Raw genomic sequence first — 20,965 nt, 5'->3', positions numbered from 1 at the left:
ACCAACGGCGACGCCGACGCTCCCACTGTGTGGTTCACGGTGCGAACGCCCGCACCTCGTCCGGTGCGCCGCCGGTATCGACATGTCCGGTTCACCGGTGTCGAACGACTGCGTCACGTCGGGTTCATTCGGGACGGCGGTGCTGGTTTGGTGCGCCGCCGCGCCGTAGTCTGGTCGGCGTGTTGCGTTGGCGAGGTCTGGACGATGTGCCCGCGGACTGGGGGCGTTGCGTGGTGACGATCGGTGTGTTCGACGGTGTCCATCGTGGTCATGCCGAGTTGATCGGTGCCGCGACGCGGGCCGCGCACGACCGGGGTGTGCCCGCGGTGCTGATGACGTTCGATCCGCATCCCGCCGAGGTGGTGCGCGCCGGCAACCACCCGCCGCAACTGACCACGCTGACCCGACGTGCCGAACTGGCCGAGCAGCTGGGCATCGACGTGTTCTGTGTCATGCCGTTCACACCCGAACTGGCCTCGCGCACACCCAAGGACTTCGCCCACGACATCCTGGTGGAACGACTGCACGCCGCCGACGTGGTGGTCGGCGCGAACTTCACCTTCGGCAAGAAGGCCGCCGGTGACGTCGCCAAACTCGCCGAACTCGGTGCGAAGTTCGGGTTCGAGGTGCAGGCGATCTCGTTGTTCGGCGAGCATGCGGTGACCTACTCGTCGACCTACATCCGCTCCTGTGTGGCCGCCGGCGACGTCGAGCGGGCCGCCGAGGCGCTCGGCCGGCCGCACCGGGTCGAGGGAGTGGTCGTCCGCGGTGACGGCCGGGGTCGCGAATTGGGTTATCCGACAGCCAATGTCGCACCGCCGATGCATGCCGCCATCCCCGCCGACGGTGTGTACGCCGCGTGGTTCACGGTGCTCGGCGCCGGACCCGTCGTCGGGCAGGTCGTGCCGGGGGAGCGGTATCAGGCCGCCGTGTCGGTGGGCACCAACCCGACCTTCTCCGGGCGCACCCGCACCGTGGAGGCCTTCGTCCTCGACACCAGCGCCGACCTCTACGGCCAGCACGTCGCCGTCGACTTCGTCAGTCACATCCGCCCGATGGAACCCTTCGACAGCATCGACGGCCTGATCAAGGCCATCGCCGACGACGTCGACAAGACGCGGGTGCTGCTGGCGGCCGACAGCGCGGAGACGGACTGAGTTGACATCGACAACCGGACTCCGGATCTCCGGAGCTCTTTCCCTCGTGCTCGGAGTGCTCGCGGTGGTGGCGAGTTTCATGACCTGGGTGGATCTGTCGGACGTCGGTGCCGAGGTCTTCAACCCCACCGGCTTCGGGCCACGTCCACTCAGTCGGAAGCGGCTGACGCCGGGGCTACCCGCACTCGGTTGGGTGACGGTGCCCCTCGGTATCGCTGTGATCGTCGCCGGCGTGTTGGCCTCGATGGGCAGACGATTTGCTTCGGTCGTCGTGACCGGCTGCGGGGCGGCACTTCTGGTGATCGCGGTGTCGGTCTGCGTGTGGACCACGCGCGTGGCGATGAGCTTGGCCCAAATCGGGGCCGAGTCCATGTCGGGCAGCGTGGGTAGGCCGACCATGGGAGTGTTCGTGCTTCTCGCGGCAGGTCTGTGCGCGGTCCTGGTCGGTGTCGTGGGTGCGGCGTCGTCTACGACGGATTGCGACGCCCCCCGTCGTGCGGTGGGAACGTCATTGGCGGTGGCCATCGGGATCGGTGTCGCGCTCGGGGTGATCGCGGTCGCAGGTATCTGGTGGCTCTACTCCGAGCCACGCCACATGCCGTGGTGGAACGGGTCCTGACCACCGATTTGGGTGCACCACATCTCCGCTGGTAAATTGGTCTCTCGGCGTTGCTGCAGTCCGCGGTGGCACGCCGCCCACGAACCGTCCGGGTGGACGGGTTCGCAGGATCTGAAGTTGACGCGGTACTGAGAAACAGGAGTAATTCCATGGCGCTGACCGCTGCCGAGAAGAAGACCATCCTCACCGAGTACGGCCTGCACGAGACCGACACCGGTTCCCCCGAGGCCCAGGTGGCGCTGCTGACCAAGCGCATCACCGACCTCACCGAGCACCTCAAGACCCACAAGCACGATCACCACAGCCGTCGTGGTCTGCTGCTGCTGGTCGGCCGTCGTCGCCGCCTGCTCAAGTACGTCGCCAAGGTCGACATCAACCGTTACCGCTCGCTGATCGAGCGCCTCGGTCTGCGTCGCTGAGCGCATCCAGGCTTCATTGACATACCGCGAACCGGTCATCTCCGCTGGAGGTGGCCGGTTCGTCATATCGGCAGTGATAAACTGACCGACGGAATGTTGCCGTGACGATCATCTGATGCACGGAAGCGATGACGAGCCAGATCGGTTTTCGGTAGTGGCCGCCGGAACGTGACCCGCACGAATGGGTCGTAGGACAGAAGTTTCCGGCCGCTTCGATCGAAGGCCGTCTGAGCACACGCGGTGCGCAACGAGTGCGCCGATCGCCTCCCGCCGACGATTTCTCTTCCCGGCAGTTCCGGGGCTGATGCACACGTGCACCCCGATCCGGGGATTCACAGGACAGGTGTTCTGCGTGCACGTCGTGGCAGGCCCACAGCCGTATAACGAAGGCCGCGCGGACGCGGCCACCCCACGGCCGCACGACGCGGCCGCAACGAAGGGATCACCACCCCACATGTCAGATGTGACCACCACCGACGACTTCGCCGACGACTACGACGAAGCCATCACCGAGGCCACTGCCGTCATTGACAACGGCAGCTTCGGTACTCGCACCATCCGATTCGAGACCGGGCGCCTCGCGCTGCAGGCCGCCGGCTCGGTGACCGCCTACCTCGACGACGACACCATGCTGCTGTCGACCACTGCGGCGTCCAAGCACCCGAAGGAGCATTTCGACTTCTTCCCGCTGACCGTCGACGTCGAGGAGCGGATGTATGCCGCCGGGCGTATCCCCGGTTCGTTCTTCCGTCGCGAGGGCCGCCCGTCCACCGACGCCATCCTCACCTGCCGCCTGATCGACCGTCCGCTGCGTCCGTCCTTCGTCGACGGCCTGCGCAACGAGATCCAGGTGGTCGTCACCATCCTCTCGCTCGACCCGAAGGACCTCTACGACGTCGTCGCTATCAACGCCGCGTCGGCCTCCACCCAGCTCGCCGGACTGCCGTTCTCCGGCCCGGTCGGCGGTGTGCGCGTCGCGCTCATCCCCACCGAGGAGAACAAGGCCGGCCAGTGGGTCGCCTTCCCGACCGTGGAGCAGCTCGAGGGCGCCGTGTTCGACATGGTCGTCGCCGGGCGCATCGTGGGTGGGTCCGGCGACACCGCCGACGTCGCGATCATGATGGTCGAGGCCGAGGCCACCGAGAACGTCATCGACCTCATCGCCGGTGGCGCCCAGGCGCCGACCGAGTCGATCGTCGCCGAGGGCCTCGAGGCCGCCAAGCCGTTCATCGCCCGTCTCTGCGAGGCACAGAAGTCGCTCGCCGACGCCGCCGCCAAGGCGACCGCCGAGTTCCCGCTCTTCCCGCCGTATGAGACCGACGTCTTCGACGCCGTCTCCGCCGCCGCGAGCGAGCAGCTGAGCCAGATCCTCACCATCGCCGGCAAGAAGGAACGCGACGAGAAGACCGACGAACTCAAGGCGCAGATCCTCGACCAGCTCGGCGATCAGTTCGAGGGACGCGAGAAGGAGATCGGCGCGGCCTACCGCTCGGTCACCAAGAAGCTGGTGCGTCAGCGCATCCTGACCGACCACTTCCGCATCGACGGCCGCGGCATCACCGACATCCGGTCGCTGTCGGCGGAGGTCGCGGTCATCCCGCGCGCCCACGGCAGCGCGCTGTTCGAGCGTGGCGAGACCCAGATTCTGGGCGTCACCACCCTCGACATGGTGAAGATGGCCCAGCAGATCGACTCGCTGACGCCGGAAACCTCCAAGCGCTACATGCACCACTACAACTTCCCGCCGTATTCGACCGGTGAGACCGGTCGCGTCGGGTCGCCCAAGCGTCGTGAGATCGGCCACGGTGCGCTCGCCGAACGTGCCCTGGTGCCGGTCATCCCGAGCGTCGAGGAGTTCCCGTACGCCATCCGTCAGGTCTCCGAGGCGTTGGGCTCCAACGGTTCCACCTCGATGGGGTCGGTGTGCGCCTCCACCATGTCGCTGTTGAATGCCGGTGTGCCGCTTCGCGCCCCGGTTGCCGGCATCGCCATGGGTCTGGTGTCCGACACCGTTGACGGCGAAACCCGTTATGTCGCACTGACCGACATCCTCGGCGCCGAAGATGCCTTCGGCGACATGGACTTCAAGGTCGCCGGCACCAAGGACTTCGTCACCGCCCTGCAGCTCGACACCAAGCTCGACGGCATCCCCAGCCAGGTGCTGGCCGGTGCGCTGAGCCAGGCCAAGGATGCGCGTCTGACGATCCTGGACGTGATGGCCGAGGCGATCGACGAGCCCGACGAGATGAGCCCGTACGCCCCGCGGATCACCACCATCAAGATCCCGATGGACAAGATCGGTGAGCTGATCGGCCCCAAGGGCAAGACCATCAACGGCATCACCGAGGACACCGGCGCCAACATCTCCATCGAGGACGACGGCACCGTGTTCATCGGCGCCTCCGACGGCGAGTCGGCGCAGGCCGCGATCGACAAGGTCAACGCCATCGCCAACCCGCAGCTGCCGAAGGTGGGCGAGCGGTTCCTCGGCACCGTCGTCAAGACCACCGCATTCGGTGCGTTCGTGTCGCTGCTGCCGGGTCGCGACGGCCTGGTGCACATCTCCAAGCTCGGTAAGGGCAAGCGCATCAACAAGGTCGAAGACGTCGTGAACGTCGGATCGAAGCTGCGTGTAGAGATCGCCGATATCGACGAGCGCGGCAAGATCAGCCTGGTGCCGGTGGACGAGGACGCCAAGTCCGAGGCCCCCGCCGAGAAGGCGACCGCCGACGCCTGATCTGCCTCCCAGACGCACCGCGGCCCCCGACCGATTGGTCGGGGGCCGCGGTGTTTCTCTGCGTGGGTGGGTTCCTGCGTCGGTGCCGGCTCGCGCGAGCCGGGGTCGCTCGCGCGGTCCCCGTCGCTCGCGCGGGTCATCGACGGCCTGAGTGAGCCGAGAGGACCCGCACGAGCAGACTCGACCCGCGCGAACGGGACCTCAGTCGGACTTCGTGCCCGTCCAGGCCGGCCCCAACTTGCCGTCGGTGTGATCGGTGACGTTGCCCCGGATGAGGTACCAGCCGCCGATCATGGCCGCCGCGATGAGCGGGATACCGCCGACGACGACCCAGAAGTCGGTCTTCTCACCGAGATTCGGCGAGGCGAGCCACCCGGAGATCGCCAGAGCGACGACGACCCCGACGAGGAAGACCAGCCCGAAGATCGAGGTGTACGGATAGCCGGGCGCCTGGAACGGACTCTTCGGGATCACACCGCGATTGACCAACTGCCGCAGTCGAAGCTGACACGCGAAGATGGTGCCCCAGGTGAACACGATGCCCAGCGACGCCGCCTCCAAAGCGATGTCGAAGGCCTCGCCGGGCATCAGGATGTTCAGGATGACACCGAGGCAGTAGACGATGGCGGTCACGCCGATGCCGATCCACGGTACGCCCGAGCCGCTCATCCGGGTCATCATTTCCGGTGCCTGCTTGGACATTCCGAGGCTGCGCAGCACGCGGCCGGTGGAGTAGAGGCCCGAGTTCAGCGAGCTCATGGCGGCGACGATGAGCACGGCGTTGATCACGCCGCCCATCCAGCCCATGCCGAGCCGGGAGAACACGGTCACGAACGGACTCTCGACGTCGCCGGCGGCGTTGGTGCCGTACTCCGAGGTGGGCAGCATGCAGGCGAGCAGCAGGATCGAACCGCAGTAGAACACGCCGATGCGGAAGATGACGGCGTTGACGGCCTTGGGGACCTCGCGTTCGGGATTCTGCATCTCGCCGGCCGCGACACCGACGAGTTCGATGGCGGCGTAGGCGAACACGACGCCGGACAGCACCAGGATCGGGCCGTACCAGGCATACGGATCCGCGGTCGGCCAGAAGCCGCCATTGGACCACAGATTGGAGATTCCCGCCTGCGTGGTGCCGACATGGATGCCGCCGACCACCACGACCACACCGACGACGAGGAACAGGACGATGGCGCCCACCTTGAGGATGGAGGCCCAGAACTCGAACTCGCCGAAGGCCTTTGCCGAGAGCAGGTTGATGGCCAGGACCACCACCAGGGCGATCAGCGCGCTCACCGCGTTCGGCAACCCGGGAAACCAGAACTTCATGTACACGCCGACGGCGGACAATTCGGCGATTCCGGTCAGCGCCCAGTTCAGCCAGTACATCCAGCCGGTGACGTATGCGGCCTTCTCGCCGAAGAATTCACGCATGTAGGAGACGAAGGCGCCGCTCGTCGAACGATGCAACACCAACTCGCCGAGGGCCCGCATGAGGAAGTAGGCGACGAGTCCGGCGAACGCGTAGCTGAACAGCAGTGCCGGGCCGACGGAATGCAGGCGAGTCGCCGACCCCAGGAATAGACCGGTTCCGATCGCACCCCCGATGGCGATCATCTGGACGTGGCGTCGGCCGAGTTCCTGTTTGTAGCCGACCTGTTCGGCGGCGAGATGGGCGTGGGGAGTCGTGGTGGTTTCCGTCATCGATGTCCTCGTGGTCTGCGGTCCTCACGTGTGCGTGAGGCACTCGTTCTGTACACATGCCGTCGGGGTGACCGGGCGTGCGGGTGCGGACGTGCGTGGACGCTGTCCGTCGGGTGTGCTCTTCGTCGCCGGTTCGCCGACAACGGGGCACACGCCCAACCGAAAGTAGGGAACCGATGTTGCCCGATCATTACGATCAGGCGAGGTCACGTTACCGGCGGCGACATTTCCGACATTCCGGGTGCGCCCGGCCGATGATGTTGTGACCTATCCTGATTCGGAACGCGACCGAGACGAAAGGATGGGGTGTGGACGATCTCGCGGCGGCGCTGGGATCGCACCCACCGCTGGACTCACTCTCCGACGCCGAACTCGTGAGTATCGCCTCCCGGGCCACCGTCGCCTCGTTCGAATCGGGTGCGCAGATCGTCAACGGCTTCGTGACGTCCACGCATCTGCTCTGGGTGGTGCTCGCCGGACAGGTCGAGATCTTCAACCATCCGGAGCCCTCCGCCGACGGACCTGACGAAATCCTCGGCCCGGGAGGGATTTTTGGATACTCCTCGTTGCTGACGCGAGAACGTCAGGGACCGATCGCCGTCGCGGTCGGGCCCGTTCGGGTCTGCCGGATACCCGAAGATGCTGTGCGCCCGCTGTTCTCGGGACTTGCGGGTGCGAGATTCCTGGCGGGGCAACTGTCCTCGACCCGTCGGCGCGTGGTGAGCCCAACCCCCGGGCACGGAACGGTCGAGGAGTTGATCGTCACGGTCCCCGCAGTCGCATCGGCCGACGAGACCGTGGTTGCCGCCGCCGAGCGGATGACCGCAACCGGCCAGCCGCACGTGGTGATCCCGCATCCGGATGGACGTTTCGGCGTGCTCACCGACCGTGACATCCGCGTGCGCGTGGTCGCGGCGGGCCGCACGGCGAACACCCCGGTGGGTGAGGTCATGAGTTTTCCCGCCGTCACCGTCCGCGCCGACGCCCCGGCCTCCGATGTGCTCACGCTCATCGTCGAACGTGGGCTCGGCTGTGTGCCCGTGACGGGGCTCGACGGTGAACTCCGCGGGGTGGTGGTGCCCACCGACTTCGTTGCCGTTCCGGCGGGTCCGAGCATGACCCTGCGCCGACAGGTGGCCGACGCCGCGACGGTGACCGAATTGCAGGAACGGGCGCGGCGGATGCCATATCTGGTGGGCGATCTCGTGCGCGGTGGACAGCCCGCGGCGGAGATCACCCGGGTGCTCTCGCTGGTCCACGACGCCGTGGTGCGACGGGCGATCGAATTGGTGCTGGCCACGACGCCCCACCTGGATCCGGCTGCCATGACCTGGCTGTCGCTGGGCAGCAATGCCCGCCGTGAACCGGTCCTGAGTTCCGACGTGGACAGCGCGGTCTCCTTGAGCGATGAGCTCGAAGCGGCCGAGATCGACTCGTACCGAGCCGCATTCGCCGAGGTCGACACCATCCTGCGCGGCGCGGGACTGGTGGTCGACACCAACGGCGCCATCGCGTCGATGCCACTGTTCACCCGCACTCACGGTCAATGGCGTGCTGCCGCCCGCACCTGGCTGGATGCGCCCACCGAGAACAAGGGGATGATCTTCACCTCGCTGCTTCTCGACGCCCGGCCGATCTGGGGTGATCCCGGTCTGACCGCGGTCGCAGAGGTCTTCGGTGACCTGCGATCGCATCCGTCGACCCTGCGGATGCTGCTCGCCGAGGCTCTGGCGACACCGGCGCGGCTACGATCCATGCGCGATGTCCTCGTCCGCCGGACCGACACCGTCGACATCAAACGCCACGCACTGACCCCGCTCGTCAACATCGCCCGCTGGGGTGCCCTCGCGGTCGGCTCCGTGGAACTCGACACCCCGTCCCGGTTACGCGATGCCGGCGAATCGGAGGTGCTCGGCACCGACGCCGCCGCCACCCTCGTCGAGGTCTTCGATGTGCTGCAACGGATTCGGCTGAGGTATCAGCTCGAACAGATCGAACGACGCGAAGATCCGTCCGACATCATCACGATGCGCCGCCTCTCGCCCCTGGACCGAAGCCTGCTGGCCCAGGCGGTCCGCGAGATCTCCTCGGTGCAGCGCCGGATGGGCAATGTCGCGCAGTACGCGCCGGTGGAGGACTGGGGAGCCGGCACCGACCGGTGACCGATGATCCGCCGGTCGAGCCTTACCCCGCTGGCCACTCGCTGGCCCCCGGTGGTCGAGCCTGGTCGAGCCGGTGAGGAGCGCAAGCGGCGAGCCGTGTCGAGACCTCCGCAACCCGACAGCGAAACATGGTAAACGCCAACCGAACACAGATCTGCCGACGCTGACGGCGTTCACCCCCAACCGATTCGGCGCCGATCAGTTTTGTCGGTGGTCGTCGCTCCTCCGCAACCTGCGCTGTGATCGGCTTCCAGCTTCGTGTTGCGTGGTCTCGAGGCTCGTCGCCCTGGGGGCTCCTCGCTCCTCGACCGGCGGAAGGGCCACCTGGAGTTGTGGGATGCGGTGGTTCGATTGGCGGAGGGCAACCTCGGCCGGCGGCAGAAGACGGATCGACCGGGAAGCCAGGTAGCCTCGACGGCGTGTGCTTGATCCTGTTCGCCGTCGACGCATCCCCACGCCACCGGCTGATCCTCGCGGCCAACCGCGACGAATTCTTCTCGCGCAGTACCGAACCGGTGCACGCCTGGCCGGATCTGCCGATCATCGGCGGACGTGACCTGCAGGCCGGCGGGACCTGGATGGGGGTGTCGACCGTCGGCACCCGGCGCCTGGCCGCGGTGACCAACGTCCGCGACGGCGTCGCGCAACCGATGCCGGACAAACGGTCACGCGGGACGCTGCCCGTCGAGTTCCTGACCTCCGGTGAGTCGGCGCGCGCGTCGGCCGATGAACTCGTCGAGAGCGCGACCGACTACGCCCCGGTCAACCTGATCGTCGATGACGGGACCGACACATATTGGGCGACAAACCATCCCGAGCCACAGCTGCGCCGAGTGGAGCCGGGCGTGCACGGATTGTCCAACGGTCTGCTCGACGAGCCCTGGCCCAAGGTCACCCGCGGAGTGACCGCACTGGGAACCCATCTCGACGCCGAACCCTACGTGCTGCTGGATCTGTTGCATGACACCACGATTGCCGACGATGCGGCACTCCCGCACACCGGTGTGTCCCGCAAGCAGGAACGTGCGCTGTCGCCGATGTTCATCGACACCGGCGACTACGGCACGCGTGCAAGCACCGTCGTGCGCATCGGACACGACGGACACGGCGACATCACCGAACGACGCTATGCGCATGGACAGCAGCCACGGACCCTCGCACTGGAATTCTGAGCGCGGGGTAACGCCAGTACCTCCCACGGCGACGACTCCGCGCCTACCGTGAATCCATGACGATGGAGTACCGCCCGCTCGGGCGCACCGGTGTACGTGTCAGCCCGCTGTGTCTGGGCGCGATGATGTTCGGGCCGTGGGGCAATGACGACGTCGACGACAGCGTCGCGATCATCCACCGAGCCCTCGACGCCGGGGTCAACTTCATCGACACCGCCGACGTGTACTCGGCGGGGGAGTCCAAACGCATCGTCGGCACGGCACTGGCAGGTCGCCGCGACGACGTCGTGCTGGCCACCAAGTTCTACATGCCGATGGGCGAGAACCCCAACGCCCGTGGCGGCTCACGCAAGTGGATCTTCCGTGAGGTCAAGGAATCGTTGCGGCGCCTGCAGACCGACTACATCGACCTCTACCAGGTGCATCGCCCCGACCCCGACACCGACGTCACCGAAACCCTCGGTGCCCTCACCGATCTCGTCGCGCAGGGCAAGATCCGGATGATCGGGTCGTCGTCGTACTCCGGCAGCCAGATCGTCGAGGCGCAGTGGGCGGCACGAGACCGCAACCTGTCGCGGTTCGTCACCGAACAGCCGCCGTACTCGATCCTGGTTCGCGGAATCGAGGAGGATGTCCTGCCCACCGCACGTCGGCACGGAATGGGCATCCTCACCTACAGTCCGCTGTCCGGCGGATGGCTGTCCGGCCGCTTCCGCAAGAACGCGAATGCCGCACCGGTGTCGAAGGCGCGGCCGGGGGCGCGTTTCGACATGTCCCGCCCGGACAATCAGGGCAAGCTGGACATCGTGGAAGAGCTTGCCGGTGTGGCCGATTCGGCGGGGCTGACGATGATCGAGCTCGCCATCGCATTCGTCATCCGCCATCCCGGCGTCACGTCGGCGATCGTCGGACCGCGCACGATGCAACAGCTGGAATCGTATCTACCGGCCACCGAGGTCCGCCTCGACGACGATGTCCTCGACCGCATCGACGAGTTGGTCGCGCCGGGGTGACGCTCAATCCCGACGACAACAGCTACGGAGCGCACGAACTCGTCGCGACACAACGACGCCGGCCGTAGCGGTTCGGCTAGGTTGACCGGATGACCAACGCCGTCCTCGACGTCCTACCGATCGCCGTCGCCCTGTTGATGGCATCGGTCCCGCTGGTCATGGTCAGCATGGCGCTGGTGATCAAACGGACGCCGATCATCGGGTGGTCGTTCCTCGGCGGATGGCTCGTCGGGCTGATCGTCACGCTCGTCGTTCTGATCGCCGTGGCCGATGTGTTCTCGCTGTCCGGTGGAAGGCGCCCGGCGGTGGCGGTGATCGGGCTGATCGTCGGCCTGCTGTTGCTGTGGCTCGGAGTCCGAAAGTGGTACGGCGCCTGGCGCGGTGCGGAGAAGTCCGAGGTGCCCGGCTGGTATGCGATGGTCGAGACCATCGGCGTGGCCAAGGCCGGTGCGCTCGGCGTCGGTATGGCCGCGGCGAATCCGAAGAACCTGCTGATCACGGTGTCTGCGTCGGCCGCGATCGCCGAGGCGACCGCCGACGTCGGCGCGCAGGCCGTGGCGCTCGCGGTGTTCGTGGTGGTCGGCAGTCTGGCGATCGCGGCTCCCACGGTGGTCACGACGATCGCCGGGACGCGAGCCGAGCCCGCCCTGGCCCGCATCGACGAGTGGGTGACCCGCCACAACTCGGTGATCGTGGGAACCGTGCTCATCGTCCTCGGTGTGGTGGTGGCATCAAACGCGCTGGAGGCGTTGTAGCCAGGTGTCGGCGGACATCCGACACGTCGAAGCCGGACCGGTCGGAGATCGACGCGGCCCGGCTTCGTCGGGGATTCAGTTGGTGGCGAACGGATTCGCGACCACCGGAAGGCCGAGGGCCTCGCCGACCTCGGGGGTGTAGAGCTCACCTGCATGGGTGCTCAGACCCGCCGCGAGGGCCGGGCTCTGGGCGAGGGCGGCCTCCCAGCCGAGATCGGCCAGGCGCAGCACATACGGCAGGGTGGCACCGGTGAGCGCCTGCGTGGAGGTGCGGGCGACGGTGCCCGGCATGTTGGCGACGCAGTAGAACACGCTGTCGTGCACGGTGAACGTCGGGTCGTCGTGGGTGGTGGGACGGGAATCTTCGAAGCAGCCGCCCTGATCGATGGCGATGTCGACCAGCACCGAACCCGGCTTCATCTGGGCGACAAGGCTGTTCGGCACGAGCACCGGGGCCTTGGCGCCGGGGACGAGGACGGCGCCGATGACGAGGTCGGCCTCGCGGATGGCCTCCGACAGTGCGAGGGTCGTGCTGTAGCGGGTGTGCACCCGGCCGCCGAACCGCGCGTCGATGGCGCGCAGCTTGGTGATGTCGAGGTCGAAGACGGTGACCTGGGCACCCATGCCCATCGCGATGGTCGCGGCGTTGACGCCGCTGACACCGCCGCCGATGACGACGACGTCGGCGGGTTCGGTCCCGGGCACGCCGCCCATCAGTGCGCCGCGCCCGCCTTCGGAACGCATCAGGTGGTAGGCGCCGACCTGCGGCGCGAGTCGTCCGGCGACCTCGCTCATCGGGGCGAGCAGCGGCAGCGAACCGTCGGCGCCGCGAACGGTCTCATATGCGATCGACGTGGTGCCCGACGCGAGGAGGGCGTCGGTGCATTCGCGGCTCGCGGCGAGGTGCAGGTAGGTGAACAGGGTCTGGCCCTTGCGCATGCGGTGGTACTCGGCCGCGATGGGCTCCTTGACCTTGAGGATCATCTCGGCCTGCTCCCACACCTCGTCGGCGGTGGACAGGATCTGTGCGCCGGCCTCCTTGAAGTCGGCGTCGGAGATGGCCGACCCCACGCCCGCTCCGGCCTCGATGACCACCTCGTGGCCGCGGTGGGTCAGTTCGGCGACCCCGGCCGGGGTGGCCGCGACGCGGTACTCGTGGTTCTTGATCTCGGTGGGAATGCCGATGCGCATCTGATGCTCCTGAAGGTTCGTCGGAAGTGTGGCGAGGAAAAGGTGGTGGATGAATGTTCCTCGATGAACGTGCCTCAAGAGTGAAGTAACTGCGGAAACAGAGCAATAGATATGACGATGATTCTCTATCTGGCTATTCTGGCGAAGATGAATCGACACGGAGGTGTGAGATGCCCACTCAGGTGAAGGATGTTCGGCCGCAACTCGACGACATCGATCGCCGGTTGCTGCGACATCTGCAGTCCGACGCCCGCATCACCAACAGTGACCTCGCCGCACGGGTGGGAATCGCGGCGTCGACCTGCCACGGACGAGTACGTCGGTTGCTGGACCTGGGCGTGATCCGCGGGTTCTTCGCCGACGTCGATCCCGCAGCCGTGGGACGTCCGCTCCGGGCGATGGTGGCGGTGAGCCTGCAGTCCGACGCACGAGGTCAGATCCGGCAGTTCGTCGCCGAGATCACCGGCCACGACGAGGTGATCGACGTCTTCTTCCTCGCCGGCACCGACGACTACCTGCTGCACGTCGCGACCGCGGACACCGAGACCCTGCGGAGGTTCGTCGAGATGCTCAACTCCCGTCGCGAGGTGGCCGGCACCACCACATCGCTGGTGTTCGACCACCAACGGGGGGACGCGCCCATCTTCTGACTCCCGCTTGCCATTTCCAGACATTCGACGAGTACGCATCACTTCGCGACCTGGGCTTTCGCCGACACTCTACTTCGAGAATGTCTAGAAATGGGCAAGCAGCGTGGAACGAGGCAGCACGTGGTCCAGTAACCCCACTGACAGCGCTCACCTCGACACTGACAGCGCTCACCTCGACACTGACAGCGCTCACCTCGACGCTGACGGCGCTCACCTCGACGCTGACGGCGCTCACCTCGACGCTGACGGCGCCCCGGCGCGGTTCGCGGACCGCGATCGTGCCCGCCAGGGCAGAATTCGGCGATCACGCCGACTGCATAGACTTGACGCCGACAAGCTTCGACCGGCTGGGCAGCCCAGCCACGACGAAAGGCCGGCATGACAGACGGCATCAAGGTTGGCGTGTTCGGCTCCAACGGCAAGGTGGGCAAGGCGATCGTGGCCGGTGTCGAGGAGGCCCCCGATCTCACGTTCAGCGCAGGGGTCGACAAGGGTGACGACCCGGCGCTGTTCGTCGAGTCCGGCACCCAGGTCGTGGTCGACTTCACCCACCCCGACGTCGTGATGAACAACCTGAAGTTCCTGATCGACAACGGAATCCATGCGGTCGTCGGTACCACCGGCTTCACCGAGGAGCGACTCGCGCAGGTGCGGGAGTGGCTGTCGGCGGCCCCGGACGTGGGTGTGCTCATCGCCCCGAACTTCGCCATCGGAGCCGTACTGTGCATGCGGTTCGCGCAGCAGGCCGCCCGCTTCTTCGACTCCGTCGAGGTGATCGAACTGCATCATCCGGCGAAGGCCGACGCGCCGTCGGGCACCGCATTCCGCACTGCGTCGCTGATCGCCGAGGCCCGAGAGGCCGCCGGAGTCGGCGTCAGCCCCGACGCCACCACCAGCGAACTCGACGGTGCACGCGGCGCCGTCGTCGACGGGGTGCGGGTGCACTCGGTGCGTCTGGCCGGATTGGTCGCCCATCAGGAGGTGCTGCTGGGCACGCAGGGGGAGACGCTGACCATCCGCCACGATTCGCTCGACCGCACCTCCTTCGTTCCGGGTGTCCTCCTCGGTGTCCGCAACGTCGCCGACCGACCCGGACTCACCGTCGGCCTCGACGCCCTGATAGACCTCTAGACCGGATGACCGCAGAGATGGCCTCCGACAGCAAACCCCGCAAGCAACGCAACCGCGACGCCCGGCCGATCGTGTGGATGATCGCGTTCCTCGTCATCGCCATGTGCGTGTACTTCGTGCTGCTCGGGCAGCGGGGCATCGACTTGATCTCCAGCGGCACCGCCGCCGGCATCGGTATCGGCATCGGCGTGCTCATCCTGCCGTTCCTCGGGATCTGGATGATCGTCGCGACCCTGCGCGCCGGCATCGAGCATCAGAAACTCGCGCGGATCATGGCGGAGGAGGGTCGTGAACTCGATGTCTCCGATCTGCCGCGGCGTCCGTCGGGCCGGATCGAACGCGACGCCGCCGACGACCTTTTCGCACAGGTGAAGACGGAGTGGGAAGCCGACCCGGAGAACTGGCGCAACACCTACCGCATCGCCCGCGCGTACGACTACGCGGGCGACCGCAGTCGGGCGCGGCAGATGATGAAACGTGCTGTCGCACAGTTCCGTGAGTCGCCCGAGGAGCGTTCGGCATGAGTCGTCTGCTCATCGTTCATCACACGCCGTCCCCGCATTGTCAGGCGATGTTCGAGGCGGTGATCTCCGGCGCCACCGACCCCGAGATCGAGGGCGTCGAGGTCGTGCGCCGGGCCGCGCTGTCGGTGTCGGCGAGTGACTTCCTCGAGGCTGACGGATATCTGCTCGGCACACCCGCCAATCTCGGATACCTCAGCGGTGCGCTGAAGCACGCCTTCGATGTCGCCTACTACCAGATCCTCGACTCGACGCGGGGCCGTCCGTTCGGCGCGTACCTGCACGGGAACGAGGGGACCGAGGGTGCGGTGAACGCGATCGACCGGATCACCGCGGGTCTCGGCTGGACCAAGGCCGCCGACTACGTCGTCGTGTCGGAGAAGCCCGGCAAGGACGACCTCGAGAAGTGTTGGGAGTTGGGGGCCACGGTCGCCGCCGGGTTGATGGAGTCGTGAGGGGCACCATTCACTCCGGTGGCCGCGGACACACCGCATCGGTGACATAGGCGGCGATCGCCGCGTGCGTCAGAAACCGGCCCGGCGACAGCAACTCCGCGAAGGTCACGCTGACCATGAACTCCATCGCCGTCCGCGGATCGGGCTGCAGGTGGCCGGCGAGTTCCGAGCCCTCCACATGTGCCAGCGAGCGGTCGGTGACGATGTCGACGATGGTCCGGTGATCGGGAGTGCGGATCATCCACGGCGTCAGGGCCGCCCCGTCGAAGCGCAGGACGGCCTGGACGATCTCGTTGGTGGCGTTGAAGTCGAGGACCTCGCGCACCAGCATGTGAACGGTCTCGCGTGGTTCGTCGGCGAAGCGCAGACGGGTCAGGAGAACACTCTCCAGCGCATCGAGTTCGGCGTCGATCAGCGCGGAGATCAACTGATCGCGAGACGCGAAGCGGCGGTAGACCGTGGCGCGACTCAGCCCGGACTCCTTGGCGACGGCGGCGAGTGTCAGTGCACCCACACCGACGCGCCGAATGACTGCGCGCGCCGCGCCCGTGACCCGGTCGTTCTGTGGCATGGGGAGAATCTTAGCGAGCCGATCTGAGACACACTGTCCAATACTGTCTCAAGTATGCGATGCTTCAACCATGACCGACTCACTTCACGCCGAGCCCCGCACCGACACCGGCGAGTCGCCCTGGGACGCTCAGCGCGTGGAGCGCGACTATCAGGTGCGCGAGATCGACGGTGTGATCCCCGAGACGCTGCGCGGGGTCCTCTATCGGATCGGCCCCGGCCGGCTCGACGTCGGCGGACATCCCATGGGACACATCTTCGACGGCGACGGGATGGTCTCGCGAATCGCCCTCACGCCCTCCGGCGTGCACTATCGCAATCGCTACGTCCGCACCCGTGCCTACCATCACACCAACGAAACCGGCGCGCCGCCACGGGGTTTCTGCACCCAGCGGGCGGGTGGTCCGCTCGCCAACGCACTGCGCTTCCCGTGCAACACGTCGAACACCAGCGTGCTGGTCCATGACGACGCGCTGTACTCGCTCTGGGAGGGCGGACGCCCGCATCACCTCGATCCGGACACCCTCGAGACCTTCGGCACGGAGTCGTTCGGCGGAGCGCTCAAGCGGCTCGGAGCCTTCTCCGCCCACCTGAAGGTCGATCCGACGACGGGCGAGGTCTTCAACTTCGGACTGGACTTCTTCCCGCGCCCGGTGATCCGCTGCTATCGGCTGGTCCGCGGTCAGATGTTCCCGGTCCGGACCGTCCCGATCCGCACCCTCGGATTCGTCCACGACTTCGCGCTCACCGAGCGGCACATGGTCTTCATCCTGGGGCCACTGGTGGTCCGACGACCGATCCCCGTCGCACTAGGACTGCGGCCGTTCGACGATGCGCTGTCCTATCAACCGCAACGTGGCACCACCATCGTCCTCGTCCCCCGCGACGGGGCCGCACCCACGACGATCGAGTGCGACGCGATGTTCAACTTCCACGTCACCAACGCCTACGACAGCGGCGACGAGGTCATCGCCGAGATCGTCACCCACGAGTTCGAAGACGGATGGTCCGGATGGAACAAGTACCTGCGTGACTATCGCGGCAACATGGGATCGGCGTTCGGCGGAACGCTGACCAGGCTCCGCATCGACCGCCGACGGGCCACCGCGACACGAGAGACGGTGCACGAGAACGGATGCGAGTTCCCCCAACTCGACCCTCGTCGCGCCACCAGGGAGCATCGGTACTCCTATGTGGCCGAGGCGTCCCGGACCGGTGGGGAGCCGGACTCGATCGTGACCATCGATCACCGGAGCGGGCGATCGGGCCGCTACACCGTCGACGACGGCGCGACGGTGTGTGAGCCGTTGTTCGCCGCCGACCCCGACGCCGACGGGGCCGAGGGGCAGGGATGGCTGCTGAGCCTCGAACATGTTCCGGCCCTGCGGCGTTCCCGCCTGCTGGTGCTGCCGGCCGATGATCCGGGCCGCGGGCCGGTGGCCACGGCCACACTCGAGCATCACGTGCCGATGACCTTTCACGGGGCGTTCACCGCATCGCAGTAGGTGAGCCGCAGCCCACCTCACCCGACGTCGACGTGCACCGTACCCGTCTCGTCGACCCGCACCGCATACGACGTCGTCGCATACCCGCCGAAGGCCATCTCCGCTCCACTGCACAGGTCGAAGGTGTGATTGTGCAACGGGCACACCACGACCCGCGCGTCGAGGAGTCCGTCGGCCAGGGGACCGCCCCGATGGGGGCACACGGCGTCGAGGGCACGCAGCGTGTCGTCACGCAGCCGGAACACCGCGATCTGACGGTCGCCGACCCCGAAGGCGCGTCCCTCGCCGGGCGGGATCTCGTCGAGTCTCGCGACGGCATGTTCGGTCATCGGACCGGCACCTGCGGTAGCGGCAGAAGCGGTAGCGCCGAACGGAATTGGCCCGGGGTGACCGGGTCTCTGCCGTCGAGCCACGGATCCCGGTAGGCGTCCACGGATTCCTGCATGCGCGAATCCAGTTCGGCGGCAATACCATCGTCGTCGTCGACGACGGCGGCCCGGATTCGTTCGATGCCGTACCGCGGCACCCACGCGTAGGTGCGTTCCAGCCATTTCGCGTTCTCGCGGTAGAACTGCAGGAATCGTCCGGTCAGCGTGATCACCTCCTCGGGGGTGTCGACGGTCGCGAGCAGATCACCCTTGCGGATGTGCGCACCCGCCGCGCCGCCGACGTAGATCTCCCAGCGGCCGCCGTCGATGGCCACCACGCCGAGGTCCTTGCACAGTGCCTCGGCGCAGTTGCGGGGGCAGCCGGTGACCGCGAGTTTCATCTTTGCCGGTCCGGCGATCCCCTGGAAGCGGGTTTCCAGGGCGATACCCAGCGCGGTGGAGTCGCCGACGCCGAAGCGGCAGAAGTCCATGCCCACACAGGTTTTCACGGTGCGGAAACTCTTGCCGTAGGCGTATCCGGACGGCATGTCCAGATCGGCCCACACCTTGGGTAGATCCTCCTTGCGGATGCCAAGGAGATCGATGCGTTGTCCGCCGGTGAGTTTGATCATCGGGACGTCGTACTTCTCGGCGACGTCGGCGATGGTGCGCAGCTGGTCGACGCTGGTGACCCCACCCTTCATCTGCGGGACCACCGAGAACGTGCCGTCGCGCTGGATGTTCGCGTGCACGCGGTCGTTGATGAAACGTTCGGCGCGTTCGTCGACGAACTCGGCGCCCCACATCATCTCCAGCAACGACGACAACGCCATCTTGGAGTTGGCGTCCTCGGCGCCGTCGGGCGCGAGGGCGGCGAACACCGATGTGACCGAATGCAACCGCAGTTCACGGATCAGCCGCATCAGTTCCGGCTTCTCGTAGGGGATGCACGGCACATACCAGTTCGCCGACGGATCCTCGGTGACGGCGTCACCGGCGGCCCACTCGACGATCTGGGACACCAACGACTTACACGACCCGCACCCCTTCCCGGCGCGGGTCTGCGCCATCACACCGGCCACCGAGGTGGTGCCGGCCGACACGCACCCGACGATGGTCGCCTTGTCGACGCCGTTGCAGTTGCACACCTGCGCGTCGTCGGCGAGTTCGGCGACTCCGGTGTCCGCGTCGGGGGTGCCGAGATCGAACATCAGCGACACCCGCTCATCCGGAAGCGGCGTACGTTGATCGAAGGCCTGCAACAGAAACGACACCTTGCTGACGTCGCCGACGAGGGTCGCGCCGATCAATCGGTTGTCGCGGATCACGACGGTCTTGTACACGCCGCGACGTGGCTCGTAAAACTGCACGAACTCGTCGTCCGGATGCTCCGGGTGCTTGACGCCCATCTGCGCGACGTCGACACCGGCCACCTTGAGCTTCGTCGACGTCCGCGAACCGTGATAGGCGGCGGTGCGGTCATGTCCGGTCAGGTGTGCGGCGAGGATCTTCGCCTGCTCCCACAACGGGGCCACCAGGCCGTACACCTGGCCGCGATGCTGGGCACATTCACCGACGACATAGACATCGTCGTCATCGATCGAGCGCATGTGATCGTCGGTGACGATGGCACGCTCCACGGTAAGGCCGGCGCCCCGGGCCAGCCCCACATTGGGGCGGATGCCGGTGGACAGCACCAGCATGTCGCAGTCGAGGGTCGTACCGTCGGCGAAGCCGATGCCGGTGATCGTGTGGTGCTCGTCGGAATATGCTGTGGTGGTGCGCTTGTCGGTCACCACGTCGATGCCGATGTCGCCGATGCGGCGGCGCAACACCGCGCCGCCGGTCTCGTCGAGTTGGGCGTTCATCAGCACCGGGCCGGAATGGATCACCGTGGCCGCCACGCCCCGGTTCTGAAGTCCGCGTGCGGCTTCCAGCCCGAGCAATCCGCCACCGACGATCGCGGCGCGCGCCCGGCCCGGCGCATAGTCGATCATCGCGGTGGTGTCGTCGAGGGTACGAAACCCGAACACCCCGGACACCAACGTGGTGTCGTCGACCCAGAGGCCGTCGATGGGTGGCAGGAAGGCCCGGCTGCCGGTGGCGATGATCAGTTTGTCGTAGGCGACGATCGAACCGTCGTCGGCGAACACCCTTTTCGCGAACGTGTCGATGCGCACCACGCGGACGCCGGCACGCAACTCGATGTCGTTGTCGTCGTACCAGGCCAGGCTGTTGAGATAGATGCCGTCCGGGGACTCCGACCCGGCCAGCACATTGGACAGCTGAATGCGGTTGTAGTTGCCGTACGGTTCGTCGCCGAAGACGACGATGGCGAACTGTTCGGCGCCACCGAGTGCGAGGATCTCCTCGAGTGCACGGGCGCCGGCCATCCCGTTGCCGATCACCACCAGCGAGGCGCGGTCGGGCCGTGGTGGGTGAGAAGTGTTGGCCAACATCAGAACTCGACCAGACCGAGGTCGATGATCAGGGTGCCGGTGGTGCTCTTGTCCGCGGTGACGTGCAACTCCACCACCTCGCCGGCATCGAAATCCTCGACCAGACGCAGCGGGACGTGCGTCGCGCCCTTCGCGCCGATCGGGAAGTACCGGACCGGCACACCGCCGCGCAGCAGTGCGACGGTGACGAGTTCGTCGCTGCTGTTACCACCGCGAAAGTAGACCGCCTGCAGCGTCTTTCCGTCGGACACCGTGAGGGTCAGTGACTCGTCGATCGGTGCGAGACTGTCGAAGCCGTCGCCGGTGAACGGGAATCGGCCTTGCAGGAATCGCGGTGTGCTGGCATCGCTCATGGTGGGAACCGTCCTTCGATGGGT

The 20,965-nt window shown here is 66.8% G+C and carries 19 protein-coding genes; 13 read left to right on the top strand and 6 right to left on the bottom strand.

Annotated elements, in window-relative coordinates; all coding sequences use genetic code 11:
• The first annotated feature begins 179 nt into the window (after window positions 1-179).
• The 4 genes from ABLE94_RS04525 (at window position 180) to ABLE94_RS04510 (ending at window position 4,932) form a co-directional block, all read left to right on the top strand.
• Window positions 180-1,157, top strand: coding sequence for a bifunctional riboflavin kinase/FAD synthetase (locus ABLE94_RS04525; protein WP_348808130.1), 978 nt, complete (start codon window positions 180-182; stop codon window positions 1,155-1,157).
• Between the two features lies 1 nt (window position 1,158).
• Window positions 1,159-1,776, top strand: coding sequence for a hypothetical protein (locus ABLE94_RS04520; RefSeq protein WP_348803489.1), 618 nt, complete (start codon window positions 1,159-1,161; stop codon window positions 1,774-1,776).
• Between the two features lie 149 nt (window positions 1,777-1,925).
• Window positions 1,926-2,195, top strand: a complete 270-nt coding sequence (gene rpsO, locus ABLE94_RS04515; RefSeq protein WP_348803490.1) for a 30S ribosomal protein S15 — start codon at window positions 1,926-1,928, stop codon at window positions 2,193-2,195.
• 454 nt (window positions 2,196-2,649) lie between these two features.
• Window positions 2,650-4,932, top strand: coding sequence for a polyribonucleotide nucleotidyltransferase (locus ABLE94_RS04510; RefSeq protein ID WP_348808129.1), 2,283 nt, complete (start codon window positions 2,650-2,652; stop codon window positions 4,930-4,932).
• Between the two features lie 201 nt (window positions 4,933-5,133).
• On the opposite strand, the gene ABLE94_RS04505 is transcribed toward ABLE94_RS04510, so the two are convergent.
• Window positions 5,134-6,636 (bottom strand): amino acid permease, encoded by a 1,503-nt coding sequence (locus ABLE94_RS04505; protein ID WP_348803492.1) that lies wholly within the window; start codon window positions 6,634-6,636, stop codon window positions 5,134-5,136.
• A 308-nt stretch (window positions 6,637-6,944) separates the two neighbouring features.
• On the opposite strand from ABLE94_RS04505, the gene ABLE94_RS04500 reads away from it, so the two are divergent.
• The 4 genes from ABLE94_RS04500 (at window position 6,945) to ABLE94_RS04485 (ending at window position 11,738) form a co-directional block, all read left to right on the top strand.
• Window positions 6,945-8,798 carry a putative nucleotidyltransferase substrate binding domain-containing protein gene (locus ABLE94_RS04500; RefSeq protein ID WP_348803493.1) on the top strand — a complete coding sequence of 618 codons (1,854 nt, stop codon included), beginning with the start codon at window positions 6,945-6,947 and terminating at the stop codon, window positions 8,796-8,798.
• 419 nt (window positions 8,799-9,217) lie between these two features.
• Window positions 9,218-9,970 (top strand): NRDE family protein, encoded by a 753-nt coding sequence (locus tag ABLE94_RS04495; protein ID WP_348803494.1) that lies wholly within the window; start codon window positions 9,218-9,220, stop codon window positions 9,968-9,970.
• Between the two features lie 56 nt (window positions 9,971-10,026).
• Window positions 10,027-10,983: an aldo/keto reductase gene (locus ABLE94_RS04490; RefSeq protein WP_348808128.1), complete on the top strand. Its 957-nt coding sequence runs from the start codon at window positions 10,027-10,029 to the stop codon at window positions 10,981-10,983.
• Between the two features lie 89 nt (window positions 10,984-11,072).
• Window positions 11,073-11,738 carry a GAP family protein gene (locus tag ABLE94_RS04485; RefSeq protein WP_348803496.1) on the top strand — a complete coding sequence of 222 codons (666 nt, stop codon included), beginning with the start codon at window positions 11,073-11,075 and terminating at the stop codon, window positions 11,736-11,738.
• 75 nt (window positions 11,739-11,813) lie between these two features.
• On the opposite strand, the gene ald is transcribed toward ABLE94_RS04485, so the two are convergent.
• Window positions 11,814-12,929, bottom strand: a complete 1,116-nt coding sequence (gene ald / locus ABLE94_RS04480; RefSeq protein ID WP_348808127.1) for an alanine dehydrogenase — start codon at window positions 12,927-12,929, stop codon at window positions 11,814-11,816.
• Window positions 12,930-13,099: 170 nt separating this feature from the next.
• Here ald and ABLE94_RS04475 point away from each other — a divergent pair, with 170 nt between their 5' ends.
• The 4 genes from ABLE94_RS04475 to ABLE94_RS04460 all read left to right on the top strand — a co-directional run bounded on the left by ABLE94_RS04475 (window position 13,100) and on the right by ABLE94_RS04460 (window position 15,686).
• A complete protein-coding gene (locus ABLE94_RS04475; RefSeq protein ID WP_348803498.1) occupies window positions 13,100-13,579 on the top strand; it encodes an Lrp/AsnC family transcriptional regulator in 480 nt (159 codons plus the stop codon).
• Between the two features lie 378 nt (window positions 13,580-13,957).
• The gene (gene dapB / locus ABLE94_RS04470; protein ID WP_348808126.1) at window positions 13,958-14,710 is read left to right on the top strand and encodes a 4-hydroxy-tetrahydrodipicolinate reductase; all 753 of its coding nucleotides are present in this window, start codon (window positions 13,958-13,960) and stop codon (window positions 14,708-14,710) included.
• Between the two features lie 5 nt (window positions 14,711-14,715).
• Window positions 14,716-15,234 (top strand): hypothetical protein, encoded by a 519-nt coding sequence (locus ABLE94_RS04465; protein ID WP_425476142.1) that lies wholly within the window; start codon window positions 14,716-14,718, stop codon window positions 15,232-15,234.
• On the top strand, window positions 15,231-15,686 hold the full coding sequence (locus ABLE94_RS04460; RefSeq protein ID WP_348808124.1) for a flavodoxin family protein: 456 nt from the start codon (window positions 15,231-15,233) through the stop codon (window positions 15,684-15,686). The genes ABLE94_RS04465 and ABLE94_RS04460 overlap by 4 nt, the downstream gene beginning before the upstream one ends.
• Before the next feature lie 10 nt (window positions 15,687-15,696).
• On the opposite strand, the gene ABLE94_RS04455 is transcribed toward ABLE94_RS04460, so the two are convergent.
• Complete coding sequence (locus tag ABLE94_RS04455) at window positions 15,697-16,257, bottom strand: TetR/AcrR family transcriptional regulator (protein ID WP_348803501.1); 561 nt, start codon at window positions 16,255-16,257, stop codon at window positions 15,697-15,699.
• 70 nt (window positions 16,258-16,327) lie between these two features.
• Here ABLE94_RS04455 and ABLE94_RS04450 point away from each other — a divergent pair, with 70 nt between their 5' ends.
• Window positions 16,328-17,761 carry a carotenoid oxygenase family protein gene (locus ABLE94_RS04450; RefSeq protein WP_348803502.1) on the top strand — a complete coding sequence of 478 codons (1,434 nt, stop codon included), beginning with the start codon at window positions 16,328-16,330 and terminating at the stop codon, window positions 17,759-17,761.
• A gap of 17 nt (window positions 17,762-17,778) precedes the next feature.
• Here the strand turns inward: ABLE94_RS04450 and ABLE94_RS04445 are convergent, their stop codons facing one another.
• From ABLE94_RS04445 to ABLE94_RS04435, 3 genes are read right to left on the bottom strand one after another with little or no spacing between them, the layout of a single operon-like run.
• On the bottom strand, window positions 17,779-18,090 hold the full coding sequence (locus ABLE94_RS04445; RefSeq protein ID WP_348803503.1) for a Rieske (2Fe-2S) protein: 312 nt from the start codon (window positions 18,088-18,090) through the stop codon (window positions 17,779-17,781).
• Window positions 18,087-20,588: a nitrite reductase large subunit NirB gene (nirB, locus tag ABLE94_RS04440; protein WP_348808123.1), complete on the bottom strand. Its 2,502-nt coding sequence runs from the start codon at window positions 20,586-20,588 to the stop codon at window positions 18,087-18,089. Before nirB ends, ABLE94_RS04445 begins: the two co-directional genes overlap by 4 nt.
• Window positions 20,588-20,941 carry a molybdopterin oxidoreductase gene (locus ABLE94_RS04435; protein WP_348803506.1) on the bottom strand — a complete coding sequence of 118 codons (354 nt, stop codon included), beginning with the start codon at window positions 20,939-20,941 and terminating at the stop codon, window positions 20,588-20,590. The genes nirB and ABLE94_RS04435 overlap by 1 nt, the downstream gene beginning before the upstream one ends.
• Window positions 20,942-20,965: the final 24 nt, after the last annotated feature.

This window comes from Gordonia sp. VNK1, assembly GCF_040049135.1.
GTDB lineage: Bacteria > Actinomycetota > Actinomycetes > Mycobacteriales > Mycobacteriaceae > Gordonia > Gordonia oleivorans.
Note: the sequence above shows the minus strand (reverse complement) of the source record. Positions and strands in the feature narration are given on the sequence as shown.

What these genes read in the sequence shown, in the direction of transcription:
- ABLE94_RS04485 (WP_348803496.1), top strand. Translation starts at nt 11,073, where the DNA reads ATGACCAACGCCGTCCTCGACGTCCTACCGATCGCCGTCGCCCTGTTG.
- ald (WP_348808127.1), bottom strand. Translation starts at nt 12,929, where the DNA reads ATGCGCATCGGCATTCCCACCGAGATCAAGAACCACGAGTACCGCGTC.
- ABLE94_RS04450 (WP_348803502.1), top strand. Translation starts at nt 16,328, where the DNA reads ATGACCGACTCACTTCACGCCGAGCCCCGCACCGACACCGGCGAGTCG.
- ABLE94_RS04505 (WP_348803492.1), bottom strand. Translation starts at nt 6,636, where the DNA reads ATGACGGAAACCACCACGACTCCCCACGCCCATCTCGCCGCCGAACAG.
- ABLE94_RS04435 (WP_348803506.1), bottom strand. Translation starts at nt 20,941, where the DNA reads ATGAGCGATGCCAGCACACCGCGATTCCTGCAAGGCCGATTCCCGTTC.
- rpsO (WP_348803490.1), top strand. Translation starts at nt 1,926, where the DNA reads ATGGCGCTGACCGCTGCCGAGAAGAAGACCATCCTCACCGAGTACGGC.
- ABLE94_RS04455 (WP_348803501.1), bottom strand. Translation starts at nt 16,257, where the DNA reads ATGCCACAGAACGACCGGGTCACGGGCGCGGCGCGCGCAGTCATTCGG.
- ABLE94_RS04465 (WP_425476142.1), top strand. Translation starts at nt 14,716, where the DNA reads ATGACCGCAGAGATGGCCTCCGACAGCAAACCCCGCAAGCAACGCAAC.
- ABLE94_RS04490 (WP_348808128.1), top strand. Translation starts at nt 10,027, where the DNA reads ATGACGATGGAGTACCGCCCGCTCGGGCGCACCGGTGTACGTGTCAGC.
- ABLE94_RS04510 (WP_348808129.1), top strand. Translation starts at nt 2,650, where the DNA reads ATGTCAGATGTGACCACCACCGACGACTTCGCCGACGACTACGACGAA.
- nirB (WP_348808123.1), bottom strand. Translation starts at nt 20,588, where the DNA reads ATGTTGGCCAACACTTCTCACCCACCACGGCCCGACCGCGCCTCGCTG.
- ABLE94_RS04445 (WP_348803503.1), bottom strand. Translation starts at nt 18,090, where the DNA reads ATGACCGAACATGCCGTCGCGAGACTCGACGAGATCCCGCCCGGCGAG.
- ABLE94_RS04460 (WP_348808124.1), top strand. Translation starts at nt 15,231, where the DNA reads ATGAGTCGTCTGCTCATCGTTCATCACACGCCGTCCCCGCATTGTCAG.
- dapB (WP_348808126.1), top strand. Translation starts at nt 13,958, where the DNA reads ATGACAGACGGCATCAAGGTTGGCGTGTTCGGCTCCAACGGCAAGGTG.
- ABLE94_RS04475 (WP_348803498.1), top strand. Translation starts at nt 13,100, where the DNA reads ATGCCCACTCAGGTGAAGGATGTTCGGCCGCAACTCGACGACATCGAT.